At 71.7% G+C, this 25,675-nt stretch carries 25 protein-coding genes and 1 pseudogene; 5 read left to right on the top strand and 21 right to left on the bottom strand.

Features of this window, described 5'->3' with window-relative positions:
- Positions 1 to 99: 99 nt before the first annotated feature.
- The 7 genes from OO60_RS29535 to thyX all read right to left on the bottom strand — a co-directional run bounded on the left by OO60_RS29535 (position 100) and on the right by thyX (position 8,956).
- Positions 100 to 1,743 (bottom strand): substrate-binding domain-containing protein, encoded by a 1,644-nt coding sequence (locus tag OO60_RS29535; RefSeq protein WP_003066306.1) that lies wholly within the window; start codon positions 1,741 to 1,743, stop codon positions 100 to 102.
- A gap of 319 nt (positions 1,744 to 2,062) precedes the next feature.
- Complete coding sequence (locus OO60_RS29530) at positions 2,063 to 3,760, bottom strand: ribonuclease J (RefSeq protein WP_033262556.1); 1,698 nt, start codon at positions 3,758 to 3,760, stop codon at positions 2,063 to 2,065.
- Entirely contained in the window at positions 3,757 to 4,770 is a 1,014-nt protein-coding gene (gene dapA, locus OO60_RS29525; protein WP_051767807.1) for a 4-hydroxy-tetrahydrodipicolinate synthase, read from the bottom strand. The genes OO60_RS29530 and dapA overlap by 4 nt, the downstream gene beginning before the upstream one ends.
- Positions 4,771 to 4,860: 90 nt before the next feature.
- The gene (locus OO60_RS29520) at positions 4,861 to 6,345 is read right to left on the bottom strand and encodes a serine/threonine-protein kinase (RefSeq protein ID WP_003066315.1); all 1,485 of its coding nucleotides are present in this window, start codon (positions 6,343 to 6,345) and stop codon (positions 4,861 to 4,863) included.
- A gap of 97 nt (positions 6,346 to 6,442) precedes the next feature.
- Positions 6,443 to 7,684: an Nramp family divalent metal transporter gene (locus tag OO60_RS29515; protein WP_033262555.1), complete on the bottom strand. Its 1,242-nt coding sequence runs from the start codon at positions 7,682 to 7,684 to the stop codon at positions 6,443 to 6,445.
- A 124-nt stretch (positions 7,685 to 7,808) separates the two neighbouring features.
- Positions 7,809 to 8,204: an ACT domain-containing protein gene (locus tag OO60_RS29510; protein WP_033262554.1), complete on the bottom strand. Its 396-nt coding sequence runs from the start codon at positions 8,202 to 8,204 to the stop codon at positions 7,809 to 7,811.
- Complete coding sequence (thyX, locus tag OO60_RS29505; protein WP_033262553.1) at positions 8,204 to 8,956, bottom strand: FAD-dependent thymidylate synthase; 753 nt, start codon at positions 8,954 to 8,956, stop codon at positions 8,204 to 8,206. The genes OO60_RS29510 and thyX overlap by 1 nt, the downstream gene beginning before the upstream one ends.
- 120 nt (positions 8,957 to 9,076) lie before the next feature.
- Between thyX and OO60_RS29500 the strand changes: the two genes are divergently transcribed.
- Complete coding sequence (locus OO60_RS29500) at positions 9,077 to 9,592, top strand: toxin-antitoxin system HicB family antitoxin (RefSeq protein ID WP_033262552.1); 516 nt, start codon at positions 9,077 to 9,079, stop codon at positions 9,590 to 9,592.
- Between the two features lie 13 nt (positions 9,593 to 9,605).
- Positions 9,606 to 10,517, top strand: a complete 912-nt coding sequence (locus OO60_RS29495) for a DUF4097 family beta strand repeat-containing protein (protein WP_033262551.1) — start codon at positions 9,606 to 9,608, stop codon at positions 10,515 to 10,517.
- A 119-nt stretch (positions 10,518 to 10,636) separates the two neighbouring features.
- Here OO60_RS29495 and OO60_RS29490 read toward each other — a convergent pair whose 3' ends face one another.
- Both OO60_RS29490 and OO60_RS29485 read right to left on the bottom strand, forming a co-directional pair.
- Positions 10,637 to 10,894: a hypothetical protein gene (locus tag OO60_RS29490; RefSeq protein ID WP_156081332.1), complete on the bottom strand. Its 258-nt coding sequence runs from the start codon at positions 10,892 to 10,894 to the stop codon at positions 10,637 to 10,639.
- A 436-nt stretch (positions 10,895 to 11,330) separates the two neighbouring features.
- Positions 11,331 to 12,557, bottom strand: a complete 1,227-nt coding sequence (locus tag OO60_RS29485; protein WP_033262549.1) for a winged helix-turn-helix domain-containing protein — start codon at positions 12,555 to 12,557, stop codon at positions 11,331 to 11,333.
- Between the two features lie 59 nt (positions 12,558 to 12,616).
- Here OO60_RS29485 and OO60_RS29480 point away from each other — a divergent pair, with 59 nt between their 5' ends.
- The gene (locus tag OO60_RS29480; RefSeq protein WP_033262548.1) at positions 12,617 to 13,174 is read left to right on the top strand and encodes a GNAT family N-acetyltransferase; all 558 of its coding nucleotides are present in this window, start codon (positions 12,617 to 12,619) and stop codon (positions 13,172 to 13,174) included.
- A gap of 18 nt (positions 13,175 to 13,192) precedes the next feature.
- Here OO60_RS29480 and OO60_RS47915 read toward each other — a convergent pair.
- Positions 13,193 to 13,543: pseudogene (locus OO60_RS47915) on the bottom strand (GtrA family protein); the annotation flags it as partial.
- A 246-nt stretch (positions 13,544 to 13,789) separates the two neighbouring features.
- Here OO60_RS47915 and OO60_RS29470 point away from each other — a divergent pair.
- Complete coding sequence (locus OO60_RS29470; protein ID WP_003084061.1) at positions 13,790 to 14,308, top strand: YqaA family protein; 519 nt, start codon at positions 13,790 to 13,792, stop codon at positions 14,306 to 14,308.
- Positions 14,309 to 14,521: 213 nt separating this feature from the next.
- On the opposite strand, the gene OO60_RS29465 is transcribed toward OO60_RS29470, so the two are convergent.
- Positions 14,522 to 15,289 carry a hypothetical protein gene (locus tag OO60_RS29465; protein WP_033262547.1) on the bottom strand — a complete coding sequence of 256 codons (768 nt, stop codon included), beginning with the start codon at positions 15,287 to 15,289 and terminating at the stop codon, positions 14,522 to 14,524.
- Complete coding sequence (locus OO60_RS29460) at positions 15,286 to 16,137, bottom strand: LysR family transcriptional regulator (protein WP_003084056.1); 852 nt, start codon at positions 16,135 to 16,137, stop codon at positions 15,286 to 15,288. Before OO60_RS29460 ends, OO60_RS29465 begins: the two co-directional genes overlap by 4 nt.
- A gap of 58 nt (positions 16,138 to 16,195) precedes the next feature.
- Here OO60_RS29460 and OO60_RS29455 point away from each other — a divergent pair, with 58 nt between their 5' ends.
- Positions 16,196 to 17,155, top strand: a complete 960-nt coding sequence (locus OO60_RS29455; protein ID WP_033262546.1) for a substrate-binding domain-containing protein — start codon at positions 16,196 to 16,198, stop codon at positions 17,153 to 17,155.
- On the opposite strand, the gene OO60_RS29450 is transcribed toward OO60_RS29455, so the two are convergent.
- From OO60_RS29450 to truB, 9 genes are all read right to left on the bottom strand, one after another.
- Positions 17,141 to 17,593 carry a tetratricopeptide repeat protein gene (locus OO60_RS29450; RefSeq protein ID WP_003084050.1) on the bottom strand — a complete coding sequence of 151 codons (453 nt, stop codon included), beginning with the start codon at positions 17,591 to 17,593 and terminating at the stop codon, positions 17,141 to 17,143. The two genes, OO60_RS29455 and OO60_RS29450, sit on opposite strands and share 15 nt — an antisense overlap.
- Positions 17,590 to 18,330, bottom strand: coding sequence for a 4-hydroxy-tetrahydrodipicolinate reductase (gene dapB / locus OO60_RS29445; protein ID WP_003084044.1), 741 nt, complete (start codon positions 18,328 to 18,330; stop codon positions 17,590 to 17,592). Before dapB ends, OO60_RS29450 begins: the two co-directional genes overlap by 4 nt.
- Complete coding sequence (locus tag OO60_RS29440; protein WP_003084041.1) at positions 18,327 to 19,691, bottom strand: M16 family metallopeptidase; 1,365 nt, start codon at positions 19,689 to 19,691, stop codon at positions 18,327 to 18,329. Before OO60_RS29440 ends, dapB begins: the two co-directional genes overlap by 4 nt.
- Positions 19,692 to 19,825: 134 nt before the next feature.
- On the bottom strand, positions 19,826 to 22,078 hold the full coding sequence (locus OO60_RS29435; RefSeq protein WP_003084037.1) for a polyribonucleotide nucleotidyltransferase: 2,253 nt from the start codon (positions 22,076 to 22,078) through the stop codon (positions 19,826 to 19,828).
- A gap of 219 nt (positions 22,079 to 22,297) precedes the next feature.
- Positions 22,298 to 22,567, bottom strand: coding sequence for a 30S ribosomal protein S15 (gene rpsO / locus OO60_RS29430; RefSeq protein ID WP_003084034.1), 270 nt, complete (start codon positions 22,565 to 22,567; stop codon positions 22,298 to 22,300).
- 132 nt (positions 22,568 to 22,699) lie between these two features.
- The gene (gene thpR, locus OO60_RS29425; RefSeq protein ID WP_003084031.1) at positions 22,700 to 23,200 is read right to left on the bottom strand and encodes an RNA 2',3'-cyclic phosphodiesterase; all 501 of its coding nucleotides are present in this window, start codon (positions 23,198 to 23,200) and stop codon (positions 22,700 to 22,702) included.
- Complete coding sequence (locus OO60_RS29420) at positions 23,200 to 23,673, bottom strand: helix-turn-helix domain-containing protein (RefSeq protein WP_003084028.1); 474 nt, start codon at positions 23,671 to 23,673, stop codon at positions 23,200 to 23,202. Before OO60_RS29420 ends, thpR begins: the two co-directional genes overlap by 1 nt.
- Before the next feature lie 79 nt (positions 23,674 to 23,752).
- Positions 23,753 to 24,736, bottom strand: coding sequence for a bifunctional riboflavin kinase/FAD synthetase (locus tag OO60_RS29415; RefSeq protein ID WP_205624173.1), 984 nt, complete (start codon positions 24,734 to 24,736; stop codon positions 23,753 to 23,755).
- A gap of 27 nt (positions 24,737 to 24,763) precedes the next feature.
- Positions 24,764 to 25,669, bottom strand: a complete 906-nt coding sequence (gene truB / locus OO60_RS29410) for a tRNA pseudouridine(55) synthase TruB (RefSeq protein WP_081655859.1) — start codon at positions 25,667 to 25,669, stop codon at positions 24,764 to 24,766.
- Between the last annotated feature and the right edge of the window lie 6 nt (positions 25,670 to 25,675).

The raw sequence follows: 25,675 nt of genomic DNA, 5'->3' as shown, positions 1-25,675 counted from the left end.
GGGAGGCATCTCGCGTGATTGGCGGGGCATCGCGGTGATGCCCCGCTGATCACGCGTGATGCCCCTCGGGACACGCGTGATGCCCGCTGGATCACGGGCTCAGCCGCCGGCGATGCGGGACAGGGCGCCGAAGAACACGTCCGTGATCTTGGCCGGGTCGGGGGCGATGAACGCCTGGCCGCCCGTGGCTGCCGTCAGCTGGTCGAGTTCGGACTTGTCCGCGTCCGGGCCGATGCCCACGCCGATCAGGGGGATCGAGCGGCGGGGGTCCTGGAGCTTTCCCAGCTCGGACAACAGGTCCGCGCGGGAGATGCCGTGCGGGTCGTCGTTGCGGCCGTCCGTCATCACGATCACCAGGTTCAGCCGGCCCGGCTCCCACTCGCGGCGGGCCGTGCGGTACGTGTCCAGGACGCTTTCGTACAGCCCCGTTCCGCCGTCCGGGGTGGCCTTCACCTGGGCCAGCTTGTCCAGTGCGCCGCTCGCCAGGTGCTGGGCCACCGGGGCCATCGGGAGCAGCTCGCGGTAGTCCTTGTCGCCGTCCAGGCGCGTCGAAAACGTCAGCATCCGCAGCTGGGTCGCCGGTTTGAACAGGCGCAACGCCTTCGCCGCCGCCTCCATCGTCACCTGCATCCGGTTCAGGCCGGTGCCCGGGACCTGGGCGTTCATCGACCCCGAGACGTCGACCAGCACCTGCACCCGCGCGCTGAGGTTGATGCCGGCCCACTGGTTGAGCAGCTCGTCGACGACGGGCGCGGACGGCAGGCTCGCCGTCCGGAAGCCCGCCGGCGACACCCTCGGGTCGTCCGGGTGGTCGCGCAGCGCCTGGCCGCCCGCCGCGCGCAAGCCCGTCTTCGCGATCGCGTCCGCGCCCGCGTCGCCGAGCACCGCGTCCCGCAGCGCGTCGACGATCGGGCGCTGCTGCGGGGTGATCCCGCCCAGCTCCGCGAACGGGTAGTCCAAAGTGGGCACGGCCGCCGAGTAGACGGCGACGAGCGGGGACTTCGGGTCCTCGACGTTGTGGCGCAGCAGGGAGTTCTCCGACGCCGGGAACGCCGTCACCGCGGCCGTGCCGCCGCCGTCGCTCGACCCCGGCAGCCGGGCGATCAGCTCCGTCTCGTCGCCGAGCGTGTTGGCCGAGAAGCGCCGCAGCAGCGCGACGTACGCGGCCGACGGCTCGGGGGCCGCCTTGACCGCGTCCTGCAGGCCGAGCAGCGCCACCGCGCCGACCGGGTCGCGGGCCGGGTCCGGCATCCCGGGCACGGCGCCCGGCGCGGCCAGCGCCTCCGCCCAGGTGGGCGCGTGGTCGGGCCAGCCGAGCCCCTTGACGACGTCGGCGGCGACGGCCAGCACCACCGGCGAACTGGCCACCGACGCGCCGCTCCCGGGGACGTCGGCGGCACCGAGCTGGTGGGCGCGGCGCAGCGCGAGCGTCGAATCCGGCACCCAGACCTGCGGCCGCGGGCTCCCGTCGGAGAGGGCGAGCCGCTCGGCGGCCTGGGTCGCCTCCCTGGTCTGGACCTCGACGCTGCCGCACGGCAGGTCGAGCCCGCGCGCGACCAGCGACAACGCGGGCGCGATGTCCGCGGATGCGGTGACGAGGACCTTCGTGGGCTGCTCGCACGACGGCTGGGAGCGCACGGCCGACACCGTCACCCACGCCGCGGCGCCGAGGACGAGCACGAGGCCGGTCGCGACGGCGGGCAGGAGCAGCCGGCGTCGTCTGCCGTCCGAGTGACGTCCCATCGGCGCGGCCTCTCTGCGCGAGGCGGGGTGGGATCAAGGTTATCCCGCAGCAAAGCCGCCGCATGTGCGCCGGACGGCCTAACAGCTCACCCCGGGGAGGGAGCAGGCCCCGCCCGCAGCGGGATGTCCCCGCGTCCCGCGGCCGAAACACTGGACCGCATGAAACCGGCCCGAGAAGAACAACGCAGGGCGCGCCGCGCGCTGCTGCGCCAGACCGTCACCGTGGCCTTCGCCCTGCTCCTGGCCAGGGTGACGCCGTGAAAACGCGGAACGCCTTCGCCGCCGCAAGGGGGAGGCGAAGGCGTTCCGCGCCGGAAACTCAGACCGGGATGACCGTGGGGACGATCATCGGGCGGCGGCGGTAGGTGTCGGCCACCCAGCGGCCCACCACCCGGCGGACCGCCTGGGCGATCCGGTGCGTGTCGGTGATGCCCTCGGCCTCCGTGCGCGCCAGTTCCATCTCGACCAGCGGCACGACGGCGTCGAGCGCCTTCGGGTCGTCGGAGAAGCCGCGGCCGGACACCGTGGGGCTGGTGACCGCGCGGCCGGTGCTGGTGTCCACCGCGACCGTGATCGCGATGAACCCGCCCTCGCCGAGGACCAGCCTGTCCGACAGGGTCGACTCGCCGACGTCGCCGACCGACAGGCCGTCGACGTACACGTGGCCGACCTCGACGCGGCCGGTGCGGGACGCCTTGCCGTCCACGAGGTCCACGACCACGCCGTCCTCGGCGATCACCACGTTCTCCGGGGCCACACCGGTGCGGATGGCGAGCTCGCCGTTCGCGCGCAGGTGCTTCCACTCGCCGTGGACCGGCATCACGTTGCTCGGGCGCACCGCGTTGTACAGGTACAGCAGCTCCCCCGCCGACGCGTGGCCGGAGACGTGGACCTTCGCGTTGCCCTGGTGCACGACGTTCGCGCCGAGCCGGGTCAGGCCGTTGACCACGCCGAACACCGCGGTCTCGTTACCCGGGATCATCGAGCTGGCCAGCACGACGGTGTCGCCCGCGCGGATCGAGATCTGCCGGTGCTCGCCGCGCGCCATCCGCGACAGCGCCGAGAGCGGCTCGCCCTGCGACCCCGTCGAGACGAACAGGACCTTGCTCTCCGGCAGCGTGCTGGCCTGGTCGAGGTCGACGAGCAGGCCGTCCGGCACGTTGAGCAGGCCCAGCTCGGCCGCGATGCCCATGTTCCGGACCATCGACCGGCCGACGAACGCGATCCGGCGGCCGTGCCGCTCGGCGGCGTCGAGGACCTGCTGGACGCGGTGGACGTGGCTGGCGAAGCAGGCCACGATCACGCGCTGGTCCACGCGCCGGATGACGTCGTCGAGGACCGGGCCGATGTCGCGCTCGGGCATGACGAACCCGGGCACCTCGGCGTTGGTCGAGTCGACGCAGAACAGGTCGACACCCTCGTCGCCGAGCCGGGAGAAGCCGGCCAGGTCGGTGAGGCGCCCGTCCAGCGGCAGCTGGTCGAGCTTGATGTCGCCGGTGTGCAGGACCACGCCCGCCGGGGTGCGGATCGCCACCGCGAGCGCGTCCGGGATCGAGTGGTTGACCGCGAAGAACTCGAGGTTGAACACGCCGACGTCGCGGCGCTCGCCCTCGCGGACCTGGATCAGGTTCGGCCGCTGCCGGTGCTCCTTGGCCTTGGCCGCGAGGAGCGCGTTGGTGAACTTCGAGCCGTAGATCGGCAGGTCCGGCCGCAGGCGCAGGAGGAACGGGACGGCGCCGATGTGGTCCTCGTGCCCGTGGGTGAGCACCAGGCCGTCGATGTCGTCGAGGCGGTCCTCGATCGCGCGGAAGTCGGGCAGGATCAGGTCGACGCCGGGCTGGTCGTCCTCGGGGAAGAGCACCCCGCAGTCGACGATGAGCAGCCGTCCGCCGAACTCGAAGACGGTCATGTTGCGCCCGACCTCGCCGATGCCGCCCAGCGCGACGATGCGCAGGGCCCCCTCGGGCAGCTCGGGCGGGGCGTTGGTGGGGCCTGGACCAGGGGGAAGTGAGCTCACCGAGGCAGGGTCCCAACGCTGGTGTGCGAGGTCGGCGCCACGTAGGCGGCCCGCGAATCTGCTTGTGCCACCCGCTCACCATGCCAGTCCTGGGCCGCCGTGTCGCCCAGCGGCACGCCGCCCTGGGCAAGATCACCGGCGATCAGGGCCGTCTGCTCGGTGGTCGGGGCGACGATCGGCAGCCGCGGATCGCCGATGTCGAAGCCGCGCAGCCGCAGCGCGGCCTTGCTGAACGCGACCCCGCCGACCCGGGACATCGCGCGCAGCACGGGAAGCATGCCGCGGTGGTTCGTGCGCGCGGTGGACGTGTCGCCGTTCTCGTAGGCGTCGATCATCGCGCGGATCCGGCCCGCGACGACGTGACCGATCACACTCACCACGCCGACCCCGCCGACCGAGATCCACGGCAGGTTGAGGCCGTCGTCGCCGGAGTAGTAGGCGAGGTGGGTGTTGGCGATGACCTCGGACCCGGCGATGAGGTCGCCCTTGGCGTCCTTGACCGCGACGATCCGGGGGTGCTCGGCCAGCCGCAGCAGCGTGTCGACCTCGATCGGGACGACCGAGCGCGGCGGGATGTCGTAGAGCAGCACCGGCAGCCCGGTGCTGTCGGCGACCGTGGTGAAGTGCGCGAACAGCCCGGCCTGGCTGGGCCGCGAGTAGTACGGGGTGACGACCAGCAAGCCGTGCGCACCGGCCGCCTCGGCCTGCTTCGCCTGCTCGATGCTGTGCGCCGTGTTGTTGGTGCCCGCGCCGGCCACGACGGTCGCGCGGTCGCCGACGGCCTCGACCACCGCGCGGATCAGCTCCTGCTTCTCCTGGTCGCTCGTGGTCGGGCTCTCGCCGGTGGTGCCGTTCACCACGAGGCCGTCGTTCCCCAGCTCCACGAGGTGCTCGGCCAGCTCCTGCGCCCGCTTCAGGTCGAGCGCGCCGTCGGCGTCGAACGGGGTGGCCATCGCGGTGAGCACGCGCCCGAACGGCCGTCCGGGCGCTGAGGTTGGTGGGTTGGACATGGTGAGACGGTACCCCGCCGGTCCGACGAAAACCGCGTCGACCTGGTCACCAGGAGGATTTCCCGGGGGTGGCCGCTCGTCGCGGAACTTCTACTTGACCTTGGTCACGATCGGCGCGGTGATGGGGCCGCCGTCGGCCCGGGCGAGCAGGCAGTAGAACTCCCGCGCCGGCTCCTCGCCGCTCTTCGCCGGCGCGGCGTCCCACTCCGCCTGGGTGGGGACGAGGGCGCGGAAGGTGAGGTCCGCCCGCTGGGTCTCGGGCACGATCGAGGACCGGAACGCGGTCGCGCACGCCGCCTCGGCACTGGCCGTGACCGCGGGCAGCCCCGGGTAGGCCGCGATCTTGGCGTCGTCGGTGCTCCAGTTCTCGACCGAAAGCAGGCTGCCGATCTCGTAGACCTCCAGCGTGTGCGCGTTGCCGCACTCGGTCTTGTTGTCCTCTTCGCTGATGATCGAGCCGTCCTGCACCGGGGTGTTGAAGCACCGGTAGTAGCCGCCGATGGCGGTGCGGAGCTGACCGCCGACGCCGTAGGTCATGGTCGGCTGCTTCTGCTTGTCGGCGGCGGGCGTCTCGTAGGCCTTGCCCGCGAAGAAGCCGCCGATCAGGGCGGCCACGACCAGCACGGCCGCGGCCGAGAGCCACAGCGGGAGGTGAGACTTCTTCGCCGGCGGCTGCGGTGCGGGGGCGCCGAGCATCGCGGTGCCGTGCGGCGGGGTGGGCCGCACGCCCTGGGCCGTGGTCAGCAGGTTCTGGGCCTGGGGCGCGGTCAGCCGCGCGTCGGGGTTGGTGACCAGCAGGCCGAGGATCGCGGCGGCGATCGGGCCGTGGCCGCGGGTCAGGTACGGGATCTCGGTCATGATCGCGTGCAGCGTCGCGGCGGTGGTCGCGCGCTCGAACGGGATCGAGCCTTCGACGGCGAAGAACAGCGTCGCGCCGAGGGACCACAGGTCGGACGCGGGCAGCGCTTCGCGGCCCTCGACGCGTTCCGGCGCCATGAAGGCGGGCGAGCCGACGATCATGCCGCTGGTGGTCAGCCGCGGGTCGTCGACGGCGTGGGCGATGCCGAAGTCGGTGAGCTTCACGCGGCCGTCCGGCGCGACGAGGATGTTCGCCGGCTTGACGTCCCGGTGCACGATCCCCGCGGCGTGGGCCGCCTGCAGCGCGGCGAGCACCCGCTCCCCCAGCTGCGCGGCCTGCGCGGCGGGCATCGGGCCGCGCTGCCGGACGAGGTCGGCGAGGCTCGGGGCTTCGACCAGCTCCATGACGATGAAGGTGGTCCCGCCGTCGGCGACGACGTCGTAGACGGTGACGACGGCGGGGTCGTTGAGCCGCCCGCCGGTGCGCACCTCGCGCAGGGCGCGCTCGGAGAACACGGCGGCGGACTCGGCGTCGGGCAGCCGCAGCTCCTTGACCGCGACCTGCCGCCCGATGACCTGGTCTTGCGCCCGCCACACGACACCCATGCCGCCCCGGCCCAGTTCGCCCAGCAGGAGGTAGCGGCCCGCGACGACCCGCTGACCGGGCACGGCGGGTGCCTGCTGCGGCGGGTAGGGCCGGGTCTGTTCGTCGGTCACGGTGCTCCTTTTGGCGGCGGTCGCGCAGATGCTAGTCGGACCGCCGCCGGGCGCCGCGGGTTCCGCGGAATTCGTGGCCCGGCGGGGGAAAGCAACCTCAGCGGGCGAAAGTGAGGTAAATCAGGACCAGGTTGAGGGCGATGATGATCGCCGCGATCACCGAGGCCGCGACCGTCGTCGGGCGGCGGTTGGCGTCCGGCCCCATCAGGTCGCGGTCGGCCGTGAGGCGGATCAGCGGGATCAGCGCGAACGGGATGCCGAAGGACAGCACCACCTGCGACACCACGAGCGCCGCGCTCGGGTCCGCACCCAGGGCGAGGACCACGATCGCCGGGGTCAGCGTGACCAGGCGGCGCAGGACCAGCGGGATCCGCTTGTGCAGCAGCCCCTGCATGATCATCGCGCCCGCGTACGCGCCGACCGACGTCGAGGCCAGGCCCGAGGCCAGCAGGCCGATCGCGAACAGCAACGCGATGCCGGGGCCGAGCGCCACCGCGACCGCGCCGTGCGCGCCCTCGATGCTGTCGACGCCCTCCTGGCCCTGGAGGTTCGTCGCGGCCAGCAGGAGCATGCCGAGGTTCACCGCGCCCGCCAGCAGCATCGCCAGGCCGACGTCCGCCCGGGTCGCCCGCAGCAGCCGGCGGCGGCGGGCGCCGTCCGGCCGGCCGTGGCGGTCGCGGACCAGGCCCGAGTGCAGGTAGACCGCGTGGGGCATCACCGTCGCGCCGAGCATGGCCGCCGCGATCAGCACGCTGCCCGCGCCGTCGAACCTCGGCACCAGCCCGCCGGCCGCCGCCGCGGCCGACGGCGGCTCGACGACCAGGCTCGCCAGGAAGCCGACGGCGATCACCGCCAGCAGGCCGGTGACGACCCGCTCGAACGTCCGCTGGCCGCCGCGGTCCTGGACCGCCAGCAGCGTCAGCGACACCGCGCCGGTGACCAGGCCGCCGGCGACGAGGGGCAGGTCGAACAGCAGGTTGAGGGCGATCGCGCCGCCGACGACCTCGGCCAGGTCGGTGGCGATGGCGACGACCTCGGCCTGGGCCCAGTAGGCCAGCCGGGCGGGCCGGGACAGGCGGCCGCGCAGCGCCTCCGGCAGCGACATCCCGCTGACCAGCCCCAGTTTCGCCGACAGGTACTGCACGAGCACGGCCATCAGGTTCGCCGCGACGATCACCCAGACCAGCAGGTAGCCGTAGCGGGCGCCGGCGCTGATGTTGGCGGCGACGTTCCCCGGGTCGACGTAGGCGATGGCGGCGACGAACGCGGGCCCGAGCAGGGCCGAACCGGCGCGCAGCCGCGAGACCAGTCTCGGGCGGACTGCCTCCGTCACCGCCATGAAGCCTGCCTCTCGCCGGATGTCGGGGAACCCAAACCGGAGTTTAGGCGTGCCGAACTTTGCTTTTCAAGGGTGACGACTCCCACCCTCGTCCCCGGATACCCAGCAGAACGCGCCCGAAAAGTCAGGCGTGGGCGACCTCGTGGCCGGACTCGCGCAGGGCCGCGACCGCGTGGCCGAGGTCGGTGGCTCGGACCAGGATGTGGTCGGTGTCGAACGTCGACATCGAGAACAGCGCGACGCCGGCCGCGGCCAGCTCCGAGGCGAGCGCGGCGATGATGCCGGTCAGCGTGAACTCCAGCGGGCCGCGGACCGACAGCAGCCGCCAGCCGTCCTCGGCCGCCGTGGCGCCGGACGGCTCGCGGCCGGCCGGGCAGATCACCGACAGCTCTTCGGGGGTCCGCGTCACCGAGACGAACGCTTCGCCCGGCTCGAACAGCTCCGCGGGCACCGCGGCGTCCGCGGGCAGCCGCACGACGGCGTACTCGCCGGGCCGGACGTCGATCGCGAGTCGCTTCATCAGCCTTCCAGCACCTTCGGGCTCGTGGCGATCTCGGTGCCGTCCGGCAGCGTCGAGATGGTGAAGTCCGCGAACACGTTCGCCGCGGCTTTCTGCAGCTGCCGCAGGCATTCCACCGCCAGCTCGCGGATTTCGACGTCCGCGTGCTCGGTGGCGCGCATCGCGACGAAGTGCCGCCAGGCGCGGTAGTTGCCCGTGACGACGATCCGCGTCTCGGTCGCGTTCGGCAGCACCGAGCGGGCGGCCTGGCGGGCCTGCTTGCGGCGCAGGGTCGCGGTCGGGACGTCGGCGAACTTCTCCTCGAGCCCGGCCAGCAGCTCGGTGTAGGCGTCGACGCTCGCCTGCGTCGCGGCGAGGAACTTCTCGTGCAGCACCGGGTCGTTCGCGATGACCTCGGGCTCGACGAACTCGGCGTTGCGTTCCGGGACGTACCGCTGCGAGAGCTGGGAGTAGGAGAAGTGGCGGTGCCGGATCAGCTCGTGGGTCAGCGACCGGGAGATGCCGCTGATGTAGAAGGTCACCGAACCGTGCTCCAGCACCGAAAGGTGGCCGACGTCGATGATGTGCTCGAGGTAGCCGGCGTTCGTCGCGGTGGCCGGGTTCGGCTTCTTCCACGACTGGTAGCAGGCCCGGCCGGCGAACTCGGCGAGCGCTTCGCCGCCGTCCGCATCCGTCGACCACGGCACGTCCTCGGGCGGGAGGAACTCGGTCTTCGCGATCAGCTGCACTCTGGGCGACACGGTTCCGGCCACGTCAGCACTCCTTCTCCCGGCTCCCGGGCAGCCTAACCGCGTGGGGGCGGCCACTCCTGGGGGACACGGTGACAGCACGGCCGCCTTGACTGACGTCACGGATGACGTCATAGTGGTGTCATGGATCTGACCCCGTACATCGCCAACCTTCGCGAGGACCTCGCGAACACGGCTGCCGCCGGGGACGAGCACACCCGGCGGGCGGCCGCACTGCTGTCCTCCGCGCTCGAGCCCGCCGTCCGGCTGACCCTGATGAACGCCCTCGCCGACCTCGCCGCCGAGGTCACGGCCGCGCTGCCGGGCCAGGTGGTCGACGTCCGGCTCGACGGCCGGGACGTCCGCGTGGTCGTCACCGGCACCGCCGAGGACACGACGTCACGCGAGACACCACGTGACACCACACCGCCGCCACCGATCGACGGCGGTGACATCAGCCGGATCACGCTGCGGCTGGTCGAACAGATCAAGGGGCAGGCCGAGCGCGCGGCCGCCGCCCAGGGCGTCTCGCTGAACACGTTCGTTTCGCAGGCGGTGCAGGGCGCGCTCGGCCACGGCGCGCTCGGCGGCGGGGGCCGCAAGCACCACGGCAAGGACGGCGGCAGCGGGTCGCACCTGCACGGCTGGGTCGAAGGCTGAGGGGGAACCGACGATGAGCGAAGAACAGACCACACCGGCCGACGACCTCGTCCGGATCGACGAGTTCGAGACCGACGTGCCGCTGGAGCTCGACGTCAGCGTCACGATCGGCCGCGTCGAGATCGTCCTCGACGGCGACTCCGGCGCGCGGGTGGAGCTGCGGCACGACCAGGGCGAGCAGCAGCCGTGGGTGGCGGGCGTGAACAGCCTGCTGTCCTGGGTCGGCGAGCGCTTCGGCGACCAGCTGGGCGTCGACCCGGCGACCTCCCCCGCCGAAGCGGTGCGACAGAGCCGGATCGAGAAGCTCGGCAACCGCCTGGTCGTGAGCGCACCGAAGGCGTGGCAGCTGCGCAACTCCGCCCTCGCGGTGAAGGTGCACGCGCCGGCGGGCTCGCACGTCGAGGTCCGGGCGGGCGCGGCGGACGTCACGGTGACCGGTTCGGCCGGCCGCGTCGACCTGCTGACCGGCTCCGGCGAGGTGAAGCTCGAGCGCGCCGACGGCTCGGCGACGATCCGCACCGGCAGCGGCGCGGTCAAGCTCGGCCCGACACTGGGCGGCCTGCAGCTGCGCAGCGGCAGCGGCCCGGTCGAGGCGTCGTCGATCGCGGGCTCCGCAACACTGGCCACCGGCACCGGCGACGTCTGGCTGGGCGCGGTATCGGGCGAGGTGATGGCCCGCACGGGCAGCGGCGACCTGTCGGTGGCCGACGCGGGCTCGGGCAGCCTCGACCTGATCACCGGCTCCGGCGAGGTCCGGATCGGCATCCGCGGCGGAACGTCCGCCGAGGTCGACCTGACGTCCAGCGCGGGCCGGGTGTCCAGCGAACTGGACGTGGCCGACACGGCACCGGAGGGCGGCGCGAAGCTGAGGGTCCGAGCCCGCACGGGCACCGGCAACGCCGTGGTGACGCGCGCGGCGGGCTGAGTAAGGGGGAGGAACGGGCCGTTTCCGGTGCGGGGGTGCCGGGAACGGCCCGTTCGCGTGGAATACCCGAGCAAGTGCTCCGGCGAATCCGCCCGCTGCCGAAGATCCGACAGCGTTTCTCAGGCCTCGAGATACCACTGGAAGCTCGTGGACACGCTGATGGAGCCGCTGTGGTGACCGAACGGGAATCCACCGGCCGCCTGGGAGAACACCTCGAACTCGATGCTGGTTTCGGTGATCTTCACGTTCTGCACGTACGCGAGACCACGAAACACCGTGTACCCCTGGGTGACCGTGCCCGGGATGATGCGAGCCCCGTCCGGGGCACCGTATTGCTCGGGCCGGTATTCGATCGACACCGTCGTGTCGGTGTTCACCCCTGAATTGTCCTGATGATACACAATCGGACCAACCAGGGCTGTCTGATACGCCATGGCACCCATCCTCTTCAATTGATCTCAACCACCACGAGGCCGTCGGCCGTGCGCATTGCAGCGGTCGATCAAGTGCGTTGTCAACAGCCAGGAAAAAAGATCCTCAAATGCGGCCACAGTAATATGCTCACGAGCCACGGCTCGGCCCACAAGAGATCATGGGCGCTGATTGCGGTGAAAAAATCAGGTTTGATTTTTTGCCGGGCGGCGGGCGCAGCTCGGACGACTCCGACAATAAGTCACCCCGCCCGAATCGATGGTTGGGAATTGACCGGAATCTCGATTCCCTCCGGACCCGAAAGCAGGCATGGGTGACACGACCGGCTCGCCGTCTTCATCAGGCGCCGGGTTTTGTGACGAAGATGATGCCGTGCAGAATTCAGATCGTGGTCGAGCCGACCAGCTTCCCCAGCGGGGCCGCCAGTTCACCCCGCTCCCCCACGACCACGCCCGACAACCCCAGCCACTCCGCCATGTGCCGCAGCTCTGCCGCCAGCTCGGGTAGCACCCGGGCCACGTCCACGCCCTCCTCCGCGAACGCTCCCTGGACCCGCAGCACGCCCGCCACGCGGTCGGCCTTCAGATCCACCCGTGCCACCAGCTCGCCGTCCAGGAGGAACGGGAACACGTAATACCCGTACACCCGCTTCGGCTCCGGGACGTAGATCTCGATCCGGTAGTGGAACCCGAACAGCCGCTCCGTGCGGGCTCGCTCCCAGATCAGCGGGTCGAACGGGCACAGCAGGGCCCGGCCCGAGACCGACCGCGGGGTCCGGGCCGCCGTGTGCCGGTACGCCACCTGTTTCCAGCCGCGGACCGTGACCGGCTCCAGCTCTCCCGCCTCCACCAGCTCCGCCACCGCCTGGCGGGCCGGGGCCGGGCCGAGGCGGTAGTAGTCGCGCAAGTCCGTCTCCGTCGCCACGCCCAACGCCCGCGCCGATCGTGAGATCAGGCCCCGCGCGCCCTCCTCCGCCGAGACCGAGCGGGACAGGATCTCCGGTGGGACGACTCGCTCGGTGAGGTCGTAGAGACGCTCGAAGGAGCGACGCGTGCCCGTGGTCAGCTGGCCGATGCCGAACAGGTACTCGCAGACGCGCTTGACCTCCGACCGCTCCCACCACGAGCCGGGGCCGCGCCGCTGGGCGTCCGCCTCCACCGCACGCTCGATGCCGCCCGCGCCGATCGGGCCCAGCTCCTTCACCACCGACAGGATTTCGTCCACCAGGCCCGGCGACTTCTCGATCAACGGCCCGTAGTGCCGCCACCAGCCGTCGCGCTTCGCGCCCGAGCGGATCAGGGGCCAGTCCTCGATCGGGAGCAGGCTCGCCTCGTGCGCCCAGGTCTCCACCAGCATCCGCGGGCGACGGGCCGAGTTCGCCCACGCCGCCGCGTCGAGCATCGCCGGGTCGTACGAACCCAGTCGCGAGAACACCGGCATGTAGTGCGCCCGGACCGCCACGTTCACCGAGTCCAGCTGCAGCAGCTGGACTCTCGACAGCACCCGTTTCAGGTGCTGGCGCGAAGGCACGCCGGAGGGACGCGGGTCGGTGAAGCCCTGTGCGGCCAGGAACGTCTTCCGGGCCGTCGAGACGCTGATCGTTTGCATGGTGAGCTCATGGTGCCACCCACCACCGACAAAAACGCGCACCAGTAGATTCACGACCCATGAGCGACGCCGCCGTCCGTCCCGCCGATCTGTCCGACGCCGCGGAGATCGCCCGCATCCAGCGCGAAACCTGGCACGCCGCCTACGAGGACCTGCTCGGCAAACAGGCCCTCGCCCAGCTCGACGCCACCGACCTGGCCGGGACCTGGGCTGAGACCATCGACTACCCCGGCAGCCAGGTCTACCTCGCCACCGAAGGCGAATTCACCGTCGGCTTCTGCGTCGCCGGCCGCGCGCCCGAAGACGAGGTCGCCCAGGCTGACGGGAGCCTGCCCGACGACGCCGGCACCACCGGCCTGATCGCCACCCTGCTCGTCGAGCCGCGGTGGGGCCGGCGCGGGCACGCCGGGCGGCTACTCGCGACCGCCGCCGCGGGCCTGCGGGCCGACGGGGCCTCCCGCGGCATCGCCTGGGTCGCCCAGGGCGACCACGCCTCCCTCGGGTTCTACCGGCGGGCCGGCTGGAACCCCGACGGCACCGTCCGCACCCTCGACACCGGCGAACGCACCGTCCGCGAGGTCCGGCTCACCGGCACCCTCGACCTGTCCCTGGCCTGAGTCCCGGAAGATCACCCACCGCATCACGGCGTACATGAACACGCCTTCGCACGCGCCCGCGAGCACCCGCGAGACGTGGTATTCGATGCCCAGCGCCGTCAGCCCCGCCCCCACCCCCAGCAGGAACGCCGCGTAGTTGACCGCAATCGCCACGATGTAGAGCACGAGCTGGCGCCCGACGGCGGCGTGGGAATGGAAGTTGAACGTCCGGTTCAGCGCGAAGCTCAGCCCGAACGCGCAGACGTACGCCAGTGTGATCGCCAGCCACACCGGCCAGCCGAGCACGCCGTGGAAGACGGTCAGCAGCCCGAGGTCGACGCCGAAGGTGAACCCGTTGATGAGGCAGAAGCCGAGAAACGTCGGCGCCACGATCCGCGACAACCCCAGTGGCAGGAAGCGCACGACGGTCCGGCAGAGGGCGCCGAATCGGTCAGCGGGCGTACGGGGTTGCTCGGCGGCCACCCCGCCAGTGTTCCGGCGGGAGGTGACCGGCAGCCGTCGGGCAAGTGATCTTCTGGTGCGGACCACCCGCCGAAGAGGGGGGTCAACCCCCGTGCGCGGAGATCTCGAACTGATAACTTGGAAGAACGCGAGAGCTTTTCAGGAGGTGACACGATGAGCTGGATCCTGCTGACGCTGGGCGTCGCGTTCGGTTCGGCCATCGTGCCGCTGATCAACGCCGAAGTGTTCTTGCTGGGGCTGTGCGCGAGCCAGCCGGGGCTGCACTGGCTGTGGCTCGGGGCGGCGGTGGCGGTCGGGCAGATCGCCGGCAAGACGCTGTACTACCTGGCGGCCCGCGGGACGATCAAGCTGCCGAAGCCGCTGCACGACCGGTTGCACCGCGAGCGCCCGATGACGCCCCGGCGGGTGCGCTGGCAGCTGCGGACCAAGCGGGTCCGCGGGTGGGTGGAACGGCTGCGCGAACGCTGCCACCGGCACCCGCACTGGATGGCCGGGACCTACGGGGTGAGTTCCCTGGTGGGCCTGCCGCCGTTCATGGCGACGAGCGTGCTGGCGGGCCTGGTGCGGATGCGGCTCGCGACCTTCCTGACGACCGGGCTGGCGGGAAGGTGGATCCGCTTCAGTTTGATAGCGGCTTCACCCGCGGTCTTCGCGGGCTGGCTGCACCACTGAGATCGGGGCGGAGCGGGAGACGGTGAGGCCGCCGAGGGGACGGGCTCTCGTGTGGCGCACGCCGACGGCCTCAGCGAGAGAAGCCGCGGCGCACCCGTCGATGGCAGGGCCGCCGGCTGCTGGGTCACTGGGTCGCCCGGCCACTGGGTCGCCGGATCATTGAGTCGCTGGATCACTAAGTCGCTGGGTCGCCGGGAAACTGAAATGTTAGATCTAAGAGCTAAGAGCTGTCATCGCGCACGAACGACAACGACCAGCGAATTGCCACACCCCGGTCCCGGCCACCGCCACCACGAAAGCCCACCCGCCGATCGGCTCGGCCAGCACCGCCACCAGGAAACAGAACACCGAAAACCCACCCAGCCCGCGCAGCACCCCCCGCATGGTCGCGGCGGCCGCCGGCGCCCCGCCCTGGGCCAGCGCGAACACCGCCACCACGCTCGTCCCGATCGGGAACGGCGCCAGCACGCCGGTCAGGTCCGGGCCGAGCCGTCCCGCCGCGGCCGTCAGGACCACCACCAGGACCGCCGTCGCGACCGCGCGCGCCGGAAGGTCCCACCACGGCAACGTCACCGGCCCGGCCTCCCCCGCCGCCGGCAGCGACCGGATCCCCGCCCAGGCCGCCGCCCACGCCAGCCCGAGCGCCACCCACACCGGCACCGGCGCGAACGACAACGCCAGGTCCAAAGCCAGGCACAAGAGCCAGCCGACCACCACCGTGCCCGCCCAGCCGCGCGCCCGGGACACCCGCGCGAACACCACCGCGAACGCGGCCAGCGACACCAGCCCCAGCAGCGACGCCGACGCCGCCCGGGCGACGAACTCCGGGCCGTGGTCCAGGTACGTGATCAGCAGGATCGGCCCCGCGACGACCGGCATCGCGACCAGCAGCCCGGTCAGGCCGGGCCCCCAGCGCCGGCCGGCCAGCGACGAGCCCACCACCAGCAGTGGCGCCAGGACGAGCTTCAGCAGCACCGTCACCGTTCGACCTCCGCGGCGATGCGCACGAAGCTGCGGACCAGGGGACTCCGTCCCGCCTTCGGCCACGCCACCACGAGCTCGCTCGGCGGGCGGTCCGAGGCCGGAACCACGCACAGCCCCGGCGGCAACGGCTGGTCGACCGGCGCGAGGGCCGCGGTGCCGTTCCACCGCACCGCCTGCAGGCACTCCTGGACCGTCCGCACGACCGGAGCGCCCTCGGCAGCCGGGCCGCCCGTCCAGTAGGCCGTCCAGCGCGGGTCGGTGCCGTCCGGGAGGCGGACCCAGCGGCGTCCGGCCAGCTCGGCCGTCGACACCGCGGCCAGGTTCGCGAGCGGGTCGTCGTCGCGCAGCACCACACCGATTGGGACCCGGCGCAGCACGTGGACGCCGATGCCCGCCGGCTCGAACGGGGTGCGGGTCAGTGCCACGTCGACCAGGCCGGTGCGCAGACCGGCCGTCGGGTCGGCGAGGTCGGTCTCGTGCACGCGCACGTCGACGTGCGGGTGGCGCGAGCGGAACAGCGAAACCAGCCGGGCGCCGACGTGCTCGGCGGCGTCGGCCAGCGTGCCGACCGTCAGCGTCGCCGCGCCCGCCGCCGCGGTCACCCGGTCGCGGATGCGGCCGGCCTGCGCCAGCAGCGCGACAGCTTCGTCGTACAACACCGCGCCCGCGCCGGTGAGCGTGACGCCCTTGGGCGTGCGCTCGAACAGCGTCGCGCCCAGCTCGTCCTCCAGCCCGCGCACCGCGCGGCTGAGCGGCGGCTGCGCCATGTGCAGCCGGTCCGCCGCCCGGCCGATGTGCCGTTCCTCGGCCACCGCGACGAAGTAGCGGAGCACCCGCAAGTCCATACCCCCACGGTATCGAGTTGCCGCAACCGGTCTTGGACGCCCCGGTCCGCGCGCGCCGATGATCGGGAGCATGCGCATCGGCACCTTCACCTACGACACGACCCGCGACCTGGCCGGCACCGTGGAAACCGCCGCTACCCTGCCCGAGATCTTCGAACGGGCGATCAGGGGCGATTTCGACGTCGCCGAGCTCGGCCTGACGTTCTACCTGCGGCTGCTCGAAGAAGGCACCCCGTTCGTGGCGCTGCCGATCTTCCCCAACCGCGTCTTCCGGCATTCGTGCGTTTTCGTCAACACGCGTTCGGGGATCACCGGTCCGGGCGACCTCACCGGCCGGACCATCGGCGAGTTCGGCACCTACGGACAGGATTCGGGCGTCTGGGCCAAGGGGATCCTGATGGACGAGCACGGGTTCCGGCCCGAGGCGAACCGCTGGGTGATCGGCGGCCTCGAACACCCCGCCGAACCCTTCGGCTTCATCCCGCACCCGCACCCCGGCACCGTCGACGTCAGAACAGCCGGGCCGCGGACCCTGAACGACATGCTCGCCGGCGGGGAGATCGACGTGCTGTTCTCCGCGAACGTCCCGCAGTGCGTGCTCGACGGCGCCCCGGACGTCGCGCGGCTCTTCCCGGACTTCCCGGCGCGGGAACGCGACTACCACCGCCGCACCGGGATCTTCCCGATCATGCACACCGTCGTCGTCCGGCGGGACCTCCTGGCCGGCGACCCCGGCCTGGCCCGCCGCGTCTACACGATGTTCGAAGCCGCGAAGGACGCCGCGGCCGAGCGCTACCGCCGTGGCCGGCGGCTCTACCAGGTGCAGACCATGCTGCCGTGGGCGAACGCGCTGGTCGACGACACCCTCGCCGAGTTCGGCGAAGACTGGTGGCCCTACGGCATCGCGGCCAACCGCTCCGCGCTCGACACCTACCTGCGGTACCACCACGAGCAGGGCCTGTCCTCGCGGCGGTGGCGGATCGAGGAGATCTTCGCGCCGGACCTACTCGGCACGTGAGGCGGCTTCCAGCTCGATGGCCTTCCGCATCGTCTCGCGCGCCCGCCGCCGGTCGCCCGCGATGTCGTAGGCGTACGCGAGCTTGTACCAGGCCCGCCAGTTCTCCTGGTCCGCCTCGACCTCCGCGCGGCGCAGCCCGAACCAGGCGTCGGCCGCGTCGCGGTCCACCCGGCCCGACGGACGGCGCGGGAGGTCCGAGACGTCCGGGAGCGCGCCCTCGGCGTCCAGCCGCCGCGACAGGCGCTGGATCTGCAGGCCGTTGCGCCAGGTCACGACGACGACCCAGAGGCCGAGCAACGGCAGCAGCAGCACACCGGCGCCCAGCGCGATGCCGGCGCCCGTGCCCGTCTTGAACAGCGCGAACGCCCGGTCCGCCAGCAGGACCAGGTAGACGACCAGCGCCGCCGTCAGCAGCAGCGCGACATTGCGGGCCCTCACAGGTCGAGGACGTTTTCCAGGCCGACCGTCAGGCCGGGCCGCTTCAGCACTTCGCGCACGCCGAGCAGCACGCCCGGCATGAAGGACGTCCGGTCGAGGGAGTCGTGGCGGATGGTCAGGGTCTCCCCTTCGCCGCCGAACAGGATCTCCTCGTGCGCGACCAGGCCCGGCAGCCGGACCGAGTGCACCCGGACCTCCTCGACCGAGGCGCCGCGGGCGCCGTCCAGCTCCGACGTCGTCGCGTCCGGACCCGGCGTCACGCCCGCTTCGGCGCGCGCCTCCGCGATCATCCGGGCGGTGTGCGCGGCGGTGCCCGAAGGCGCGTCGGCCTTGCGGTTGTGGTGCAGCTCGATGATCTCCGCCGACGCGTAGAACTTCGCCGCCTGGGCCGCGAACCGCATCGCGAGAACCGCGCCAAGCGCGAAGTTCGGAGCGATCAGCACGCCCAGCGAGGGCTTCGGCGCCAGCAGCGCGCGCAGCTGCGCCAGGCGCTCTTCGCTGAAGCCGGTGGTGCCGACGACCGCGTGGATGTCGTGCTCCACCAGGTACTTCAGGTTGCCCATGACGGCCTCGGGGTGGGTGAAGTCGACGACCACCTGGGCGTCGGCCAGCGCCGCGAAGTCGTCGCCCGCGTCCAGCGCCGCGACGACCTTCATGTCGCCCGCGTTTTCGACGGCCTTCACCACCGTCGCGCCCATGCGGCCGCGGGCGCCGAGCACACCGACGTTGATGGTCATGAAGCGATCACCTCGTGCAGGTCGTCCGGAAGGTCGTCGGCGTGAGCGTACGGCCCGACGACCGCCGCCGCCGAGACCCCGCCCGGCCGCGCGAACAAAGTGCGAGCGAGCGCACACACGTCGTCGGTGGTCACCGCGTCGATGCGGGCGATCGTGTCGTCGACGCCCAGGTAGCGGCCGTAGTTGAGCTCGTTCTTGCCGATCCGCGACATCCGCGACGACGTGTCCTCCAGGCCCAGCACCAGCCCGCCGCGCAGCTGGCCCTTGGCGCGGGCCACCTCGGCGTCGGTCAGGCCGTCGACGCCGACCTTGTCGAGCACCTCGCGGATGACGCCGGCGACGTCGCCGAGCTTTTCGGGCTGGCAGCCCGCGTACACGGCCATGTGCCCGGTGTCGGCGTAGCTCGCGACCGACGAGTACACCTGGTAGGCCAGCCCGCGCTGCTCGCGGATCTCCTGGAACAGCCGGGAGCTCATGCCGCCGCCGAGGGCCGCGTTGAGCACCGACAGCGCGAAGCGGCGGTCGTCGTGGCGCGACAGCGAGCGCAGGCCGAGCATGACGTGCGCCTGCTCGGTGTCGTCGGTGTGCAGGGCCAGCTTCGGGAGCGTTTTGATCCGGGCGCGGCCCTCGCGCGGCGCGACCGGCGTCGCGGTGCCGGCCAGCCGCTCGCCGAGGGCCTTGCGGACCAGGCGCAGCACCTGGTTGTGGTCGATGTTCCCGGCGACGGACAGGACCATCCGCGGCAGCGTGTAGCGGCGCTTGTAGAAGTTCCGCAACGCCGCCGGCGACATCTCGATGATCGACTTCTCGGTGCCGAGCACCGGGCGGCCGAGCGGGTGGTCGCCGAGGATCGCCGTCACGAACGTTTCGTGCAGCAGGTCTTCGGGGTCGTCGTCGCGCATCGAAATCTCTTCGAGGACGACGCTGCGCTCCATGTCCATGTCGCGGTCGGTGCACAGCGCGTCGAACACGACGTCGGTGACCAGGTCCACGGCGAGCGGGAGGTCGGCGTCGAGCACCTGCGCGTAGTAGCAGGTGTGTTCCTTCGCCGTGAAGGCGTTGAACTCGCCGCCGACCGCGTCGATCTCCTCGGCGATCTGCGTGGCGTCACGGTGTTTCGTGCCCTTGAACAGCAGGTGCTCGAGGTAGTGCGCGGCGCCGGCGACGGCGGCCGGCTCGTCGCGGGAGCCGATGGCGACCCACAGCCCGACCGTGGCCGAGCGCGACGCGGGGACGTGCTCGGTGATCACCCGCAGGCCACCGGGGAGAACACTGCGCTTGACGACCGCACCGTCCGAAGTGGACTCCAGCGTGCGGGTGGTGCCGACGGGCTGCTCGTGCCCGGAAACCTGCCGTGCCATGGGTTCCTTACTCACGATGCCGCGAAGGCCCCCTGCCGCCGGGGTCGTGAGTGGTAAGGCGAGTTCTAACTCGCCTTACCACTCACGACAACTTGCACCGGGCGGATCAGGAGGCCTTCGGCGGAACTTGCGTCCTACTTGGCTTCGGCCTTCTCGGCGTCGGCAGCCGGCGCGTCGCCCTCGGCGGGCTTCGCGTCGTCTTCCTTGACCACGATCAGGCTGATCTTGCCGCGGTTGTCGATGTCGGCGATCTCGACGCGGAGCTTGTCGCCCACGTTGACCACGTCCTCGACCTTGGCGATCCGCTTGCCGTTGCCCAGCTTGGAGATGTGCACCAGGCCGTCCTTGCCCGGCAGCAGCGAGACGAACGCGCCGAACGCGGCCGTCTTCACCACGGTGCCGAGGAAGCGCTCGCCGACCTTGGGCAGCTGCGGGTTGGCGATGGCGTTGATCTTGTCGATCGCCGCCTCCGCCGACGGGCCGTCGGCCGCGCCCACGTAGATCGTGCCGTCGTCCTCGATGGAGATGTCGGCGCCGGTCTCCTCGGTGATCGAGTTGATCATCTTGCCCTTCGGGCCGATGACCTCGCCGATCTTGTCGACCGGGATCTTCACGGAGGTGACGCGCGGCGCGAACGGGCTCATCTCGTCCGGGCCGTCGATCGCCTCGGCGATGACCTCGAGGATGGTGCTGCGGGCGTCCTTCGCCTGCTTCAGCGCGGCCGCGAGGACCTCCGACGGGATGCCGTCGAGCTTCGTGTCGAGCTGCAGCGCGGTGATGATGTCCTTGGTGCCGGCGACCTTGAAGTCCATGTCACCGAGGGCGTCTTCGGCGCCGAGGATGTCGGTCAGCGCCACGTACCGGGTCTCGCCGTCGACCTCGTCGGAGACCAGGCCCATCGCGATGCCCGCGACCGGCGCCTTCAGCGGCACGCCGGCGTTGTACAGCGCCATGGTGGACGCGCAGACCGAGCCCATCGACGTCGAGCCGTTGGAACCCAGCGCCTCGGAGACCTGGCGGATCGCGTACGGGAACTCGTCCCGCTTCGGCAGCACCGGCACCAGGGCGCGCTCGGCGAGCATGCCGTGGCCGATTTCGCGGCGCTTCGGCGAACCGACGCGGCCGGTCTCACCGGTGGAGAAGGGCGGGAAGTTGTAGTGGTGCAGGTAGCGCTTCGTCGTCTCCGGCGAAAGGGAGTCGATCTGCTGCTCCATGCGCAGCATGTTCAGCGTGGTGACGCCCAGGATCTGGGTTTCGCCGCGCTCGAACAGCGCCGAGCCGTGCGCCCGCGGGATCACCGCGACCTCGGCCGCGAGCGACCGGATGTCGGTGAGGCCACGGCCGTCCATGCGGATCTTCTCCGTGAGGACGCGCTGGCGCATGATCTTCTTCGTCAGGGCCTTGAACGCCCCGCCGATCTCCTTGTCACGGCCTTCGAAGGCTTCGCCCTCGCCCAGGCCGATCTTCTCGATGACGGCGGCCTTGACCTCGTCGGTCGCGGCGTCGCGGTCCTGCTTGCCGGCGATCTGCAGCGCGCGGGCCAGGTCGTCGGTGGCGATCGCCGCGACGGCCTCGTAGACGTCCGGCTGGTAGGCCGGGTAGACCGGGAACTCGCCGGTCGGCTTGGCGGCCTCGGCAGCCAGGCGCTGCTGCGCCTCGCACAGCGACTTGATGAACGGCTTCGCGGCCTCGAGGCCCGCGGCGACCGCGACCTCGTCCGGCGCGGTGCCACCGGCGGCGATCAGGTCGAGCGTGTGCTCGGTGCCTTCGGCCTCGACCATCATGATCGCGACGTCGTCACCGACGATGCGGCCGGCGACGACCATGTTGAAGGTCGCCTTCTCCAGCTGCGACCAGGTCGGGAACGCGACCCACTGGCCCTCGATCAGGGCGACGCGCACGCCGCCTACCGGGCCCGAGAACGGCAGGCCCGCGATCTGGGTCGACGCCGAAGCGGCGTTGATCGCCAGCACGTCGTACGGGTCGTCCGGGTTGAGGCTCTGGACGGTGATGACGACCTGGATCTCGTTGCGGAGGCCGTCGGCGAACGACGGGCGCAGCGGGCGGTCGATCAGGCGGGCGGTGAGGATCGCGTCGGTCGACGGGCGGCCCTCGCGGCGGAAGAACGCGCCCGGGATGCGGCCCGCGGCGTACATGCGCTCTTCGACGTCGACGGTCAGGGGGAAGAAGTCGAAGTGCTCCTTCGGGTGCTTCGACGCGGTCGTCGCCGAGAGCAGCATGGTCTCTTCGTCGAGGTACGCGACGACGGCGCCGGCGGCCTGGCGGGCCAGCCGGCCCGTCTCGAAGCGGACGGTGCGGGTGCCGAACCGGCCGTTGTCGATGACGGCTTCGGTCTCGTGCACGGTGACTCCGGTGGAGTCGGTCATAGGGTGTGTCTCCTCTTTAGTTCCTTCTACTGGCGCGAGTCTCCCACCCTGGGACCCGTTTCGCCTGAGGACGCTCGAGGAATGAGGCCGGTCTTCGATCGAAGCTCCCGGGACGCTTCCCGGGAACCACTACCGAGGACCGGCGGACGGACCCTCGGGCGCGCTCGCGCCGTTTGTGGCGAGGGGGAGCGACCTGTGGTCACTCCCCCTCGGGTAAAGCTATCGGCGCAGGCCGAGGCGCTGGATCAGCGCACGGTAACGCTCGATGTCCACCTTCATCACGTAGTTCAGCAGCCGGCGGCGACGGCCGACCAGCAGCAGGAGCCCGCGACGCGAGTGGTGGTCGTGCTTGTGAGCCTTGAGGTGCTCGGTGAGGCCGACGATGCGCTTGGTGAGCAGCGCCACCTGGGCCTCGGGGGATCCGGTGTCCGAGTCGTGCACGCCGTACTCGGCCAGGATCGACTTCTTCTCTTCGGTGGACAGCGCCACTTGTGTTGCTCCTCGCAGATAATCAGTGCCGTGCGGCCCCGGACGTGGATGCACGCCGGGAAGACGGTCACGGCCGCCACGGACTGCAGCCGGACCCGATCGTTGAGGTTACCAGCCCGCTGAACAGGCTCTTCAGCCGCGGTCCAGCGCGAAGGCCCTGGCCACCCGGTACCGGGGACCACCCGGCGCACGCTCGCTGGTCATCAGCGCCACCTCGGTGGCAGGCCACCACCGGCTCGTGAAGTTCGCGAGACGCCTGGTCCAACGCCCGGCGAGCCCGGGTTCTTCCCGGGGGAACCGCGCGAGCGTCAGGTGGGCCCGGTAGGGCCTCGGTTCGGCGCCGGCGCCCGCGGCGTGCGCGAGCGGCGTCAGCTCCGGTCCGGCGACAGTCAACCACAGCACCCCGGGGAACGTCGCGGCCTTTTCCAGCCGGACGTCGACGGCCGGGCGGCCGGCCAGCCGCTCGCCCAGCCAGGCGGCGCGGGTCTCGACGTCGTCCGGCCCGTAGTAGGCGAGGGTGATGTGCCAGCGCTCCGGCGGCTCCCAGCGGAGGCCGTCCGGCTCGCCCAGGGCGCCGGCGATCGCCTCGCGGACGTCGTCCGGCGGCAGCAGCGCGCTGAACAGGACCGGCATCAGGAGCCGTTGCCCGCCCGGCGGAGCAGGTCGGCGATGGCCGGGAACTCGTCGTCGAGGCGCTTGGCGGCCTCGCCCAGGTCCTCGTCCTCGGCCAGGTCGCGCAGGTAGGCGAGGACCTTCTGGTCTTCGTTGACCACCGGGATGTTGTCGCGGCCGACGGTGGGCCGGGAGTCGCGGACGTCCTCCATCGCGGCCAGCATCGCCTCGCGGTTGCCCGCGGCGACCTCGGGCACCAGGATCTTGCGCTCGAGCATGATCATCCTGGCCAGCACCACCGGGTTGCCGATCTTCGCCCGCCGCCCGCTCATCACCTGGCTGAGCATGGGGGCGCTGATCCCGAGGACTTCGGCCAGGAACGCCTGCGAAACGTCGAACGCGACGACGAGCCGGCGCACGCGGTCGCCGAGCGGCTCCCCGTACCACTCGCGCTGCAACGCGATGTTCCGCTGGACGATCTTGTGGTCCTCCACCAGTTCCGCTCCCCTAAACCCCGTGCACAGTCCGGTAGGCATCTTGCCATCGCTGTCACGTGCGTGAACGCGTAATCCCCTATTCGTCCCCGGTCAGGGCGTCCGGGGGCAGTTCGAGTGCCTTTCTCGTCGCCACCACGTCGTCGTCGATCTGCGCGACGAGCCCGGCCGAGTCGGCGAAGCGCACCTGGTCGCGCAGCCGCGTCACGAAGTCGATGGCCACGTGCTGGCCGTAGAAGTCCTCGTCGACGTCGAGGACGAACGCCTCGACGGTCCGCTCGCGCCCGGAGAACGTCGGGTTGGTGCCCACCGAGACGGCCGCGCGCAGCCGGCGCTGGGGGTCAGCCGAACGGGTGAACCAGGCGCTGTAGACGCCGTCGGCCGGGACGGCGGCGAACCGCGGCGTCGACAGGTTCGCCGTCGGGTAGCCCAGGTCGTGGCCGCGGCCGACACCGCGCACGACGATGCCTTCGAGGCGGTGCGGGCGGCCGAGCGCTTCGGCCGCGGCGACGACGTCACCGGCGTCGATGCAAGACCGGACGTAGGTGCTCGAGAAGGTGATGGCCGACTGGTCCTCTTGGGACAGTTCCTTGCCCTGCAGCTCGGCGCCGTACGCGGCGAAGCCGAACCGGCGGCCGAGGGTGCGCAGCAGCTCGACGTTGCCGGCCGCCTTGGCGCCGAAGGTGAAGTTGTCGCCGACGATCACCGCGGCCGCGTGCAGCCGGTCGACCAGCACCTCGTGCACGAACTCCTCCGGCAGCAGCCGGGACAGCTCGAGGGTGAACGGCAGCACGCAGAAGACGTCGATGCCGAGGCTCTCGACGATCTCGGCCTTGCGCCGCAGCGTCGTGAGCTGGGCCGGGTGGCTGCCCGGGCGCAGCACCTCGGACGGGTGCGGGTCGAAGGTCAGCATCACGCCCGGCAGGCCGCGCTCGGCCGCCGCCGCCACCGTCCGGCTGATCAGCTCCTGGTGCCCGCGGTGGACACCGTCGAACACGCCGATGGTGACCACGCACCGGCCCCAGCTGCCGGGGAGGTCCCCCAGTCCACGCCACCGCAGCACGTCACACTCCCGTCTCTCGAACCCACCCTAGGCGGGCAGCAACACGACAACCGCGCGGGACACGCCTTGTTCGTCGGCGGCCAGTGCGAGCACCCGGCCGTCGGGTCCGAAGAGCCCGTAGGTGCCTTCGACGCCCGCCGCCGGGATGCGCTGGCCGTGGCGGACCGCCTTCGCCGTCGCGGCGTCGAGGTCGCGCCTCGGGAAGGCCGCGGCGACGGCGGCGTCGAGGTCGAGGCTCAGTTCGGGCTGCTCTTCGAGCTGGTCGAGGGTTTTCGCCTTGGCGAGGGTGAAGGGGCCGACGGTGGTGCGCCGGAGCGCCTGCAGGTGGCCGCCGACGCCGAGGTCCGCACCGAGGTCCCGGGCGAGGGCGCGGACGTAGGTGCCGGAGGAGCACTCGACCACGGCGTCGACCTCGACGTGGTCGTCCTCGTGGCGGACGGCGAGGACGTCGAAGCGGTAGACGGTGACCGGGCGGGCCGGGATGACGACGTCCTCGCCGGCGCGGACGCGGGCGTAGGCGCGCTTGCCGTCGATCTTGACCGCGCTGACCGCGCTGGGCACCTGCTGGATGTCGCCGGTGAGCTTCTCGACGCCGTTGGCGATGGCCTCGTCGGTCGTGTGCTTCGTGTCCGCGGTCGTGAGGACTTCGCCTTCGGCGTCGTCGGTCGTGGTGCTGCTGCCGAGGCTGAGCGTGGCCAGGTAGGTCTTGCGGTCCAGGGCCAGGTGCCCGAGCAGCTTGGTGGCGCGCTCGATGCCGAGCACCAGCACGCCGGTCGCCATCGGGTCGAGCGTGCCGGCGTGCCCGACCTTGCGGGTCCCCATGATCCGCCGCGCGCGGGCGACGACGTCGTGCGACGTCATGCCGGCGGGCTTGTCGACGATGAGCAGGCCGGGAGGCGGGGCGGGACGGCGGGGCGGTTTCGGGCTCGACACGCGGCA

Origin of the sequence: Amycolatopsis vancoresmycina, from assembly GCF_000716785.1 — a bacterium.
Classification (GTDB): Bacteria; Actinomycetota; Actinomycetes; order Mycobacteriales; family Pseudonocardiaceae; genus Amycolatopsis; species Amycolatopsis vancoresmycina.
This window is presented reverse-complemented; position numbering and strand designations above follow the sequence as displayed.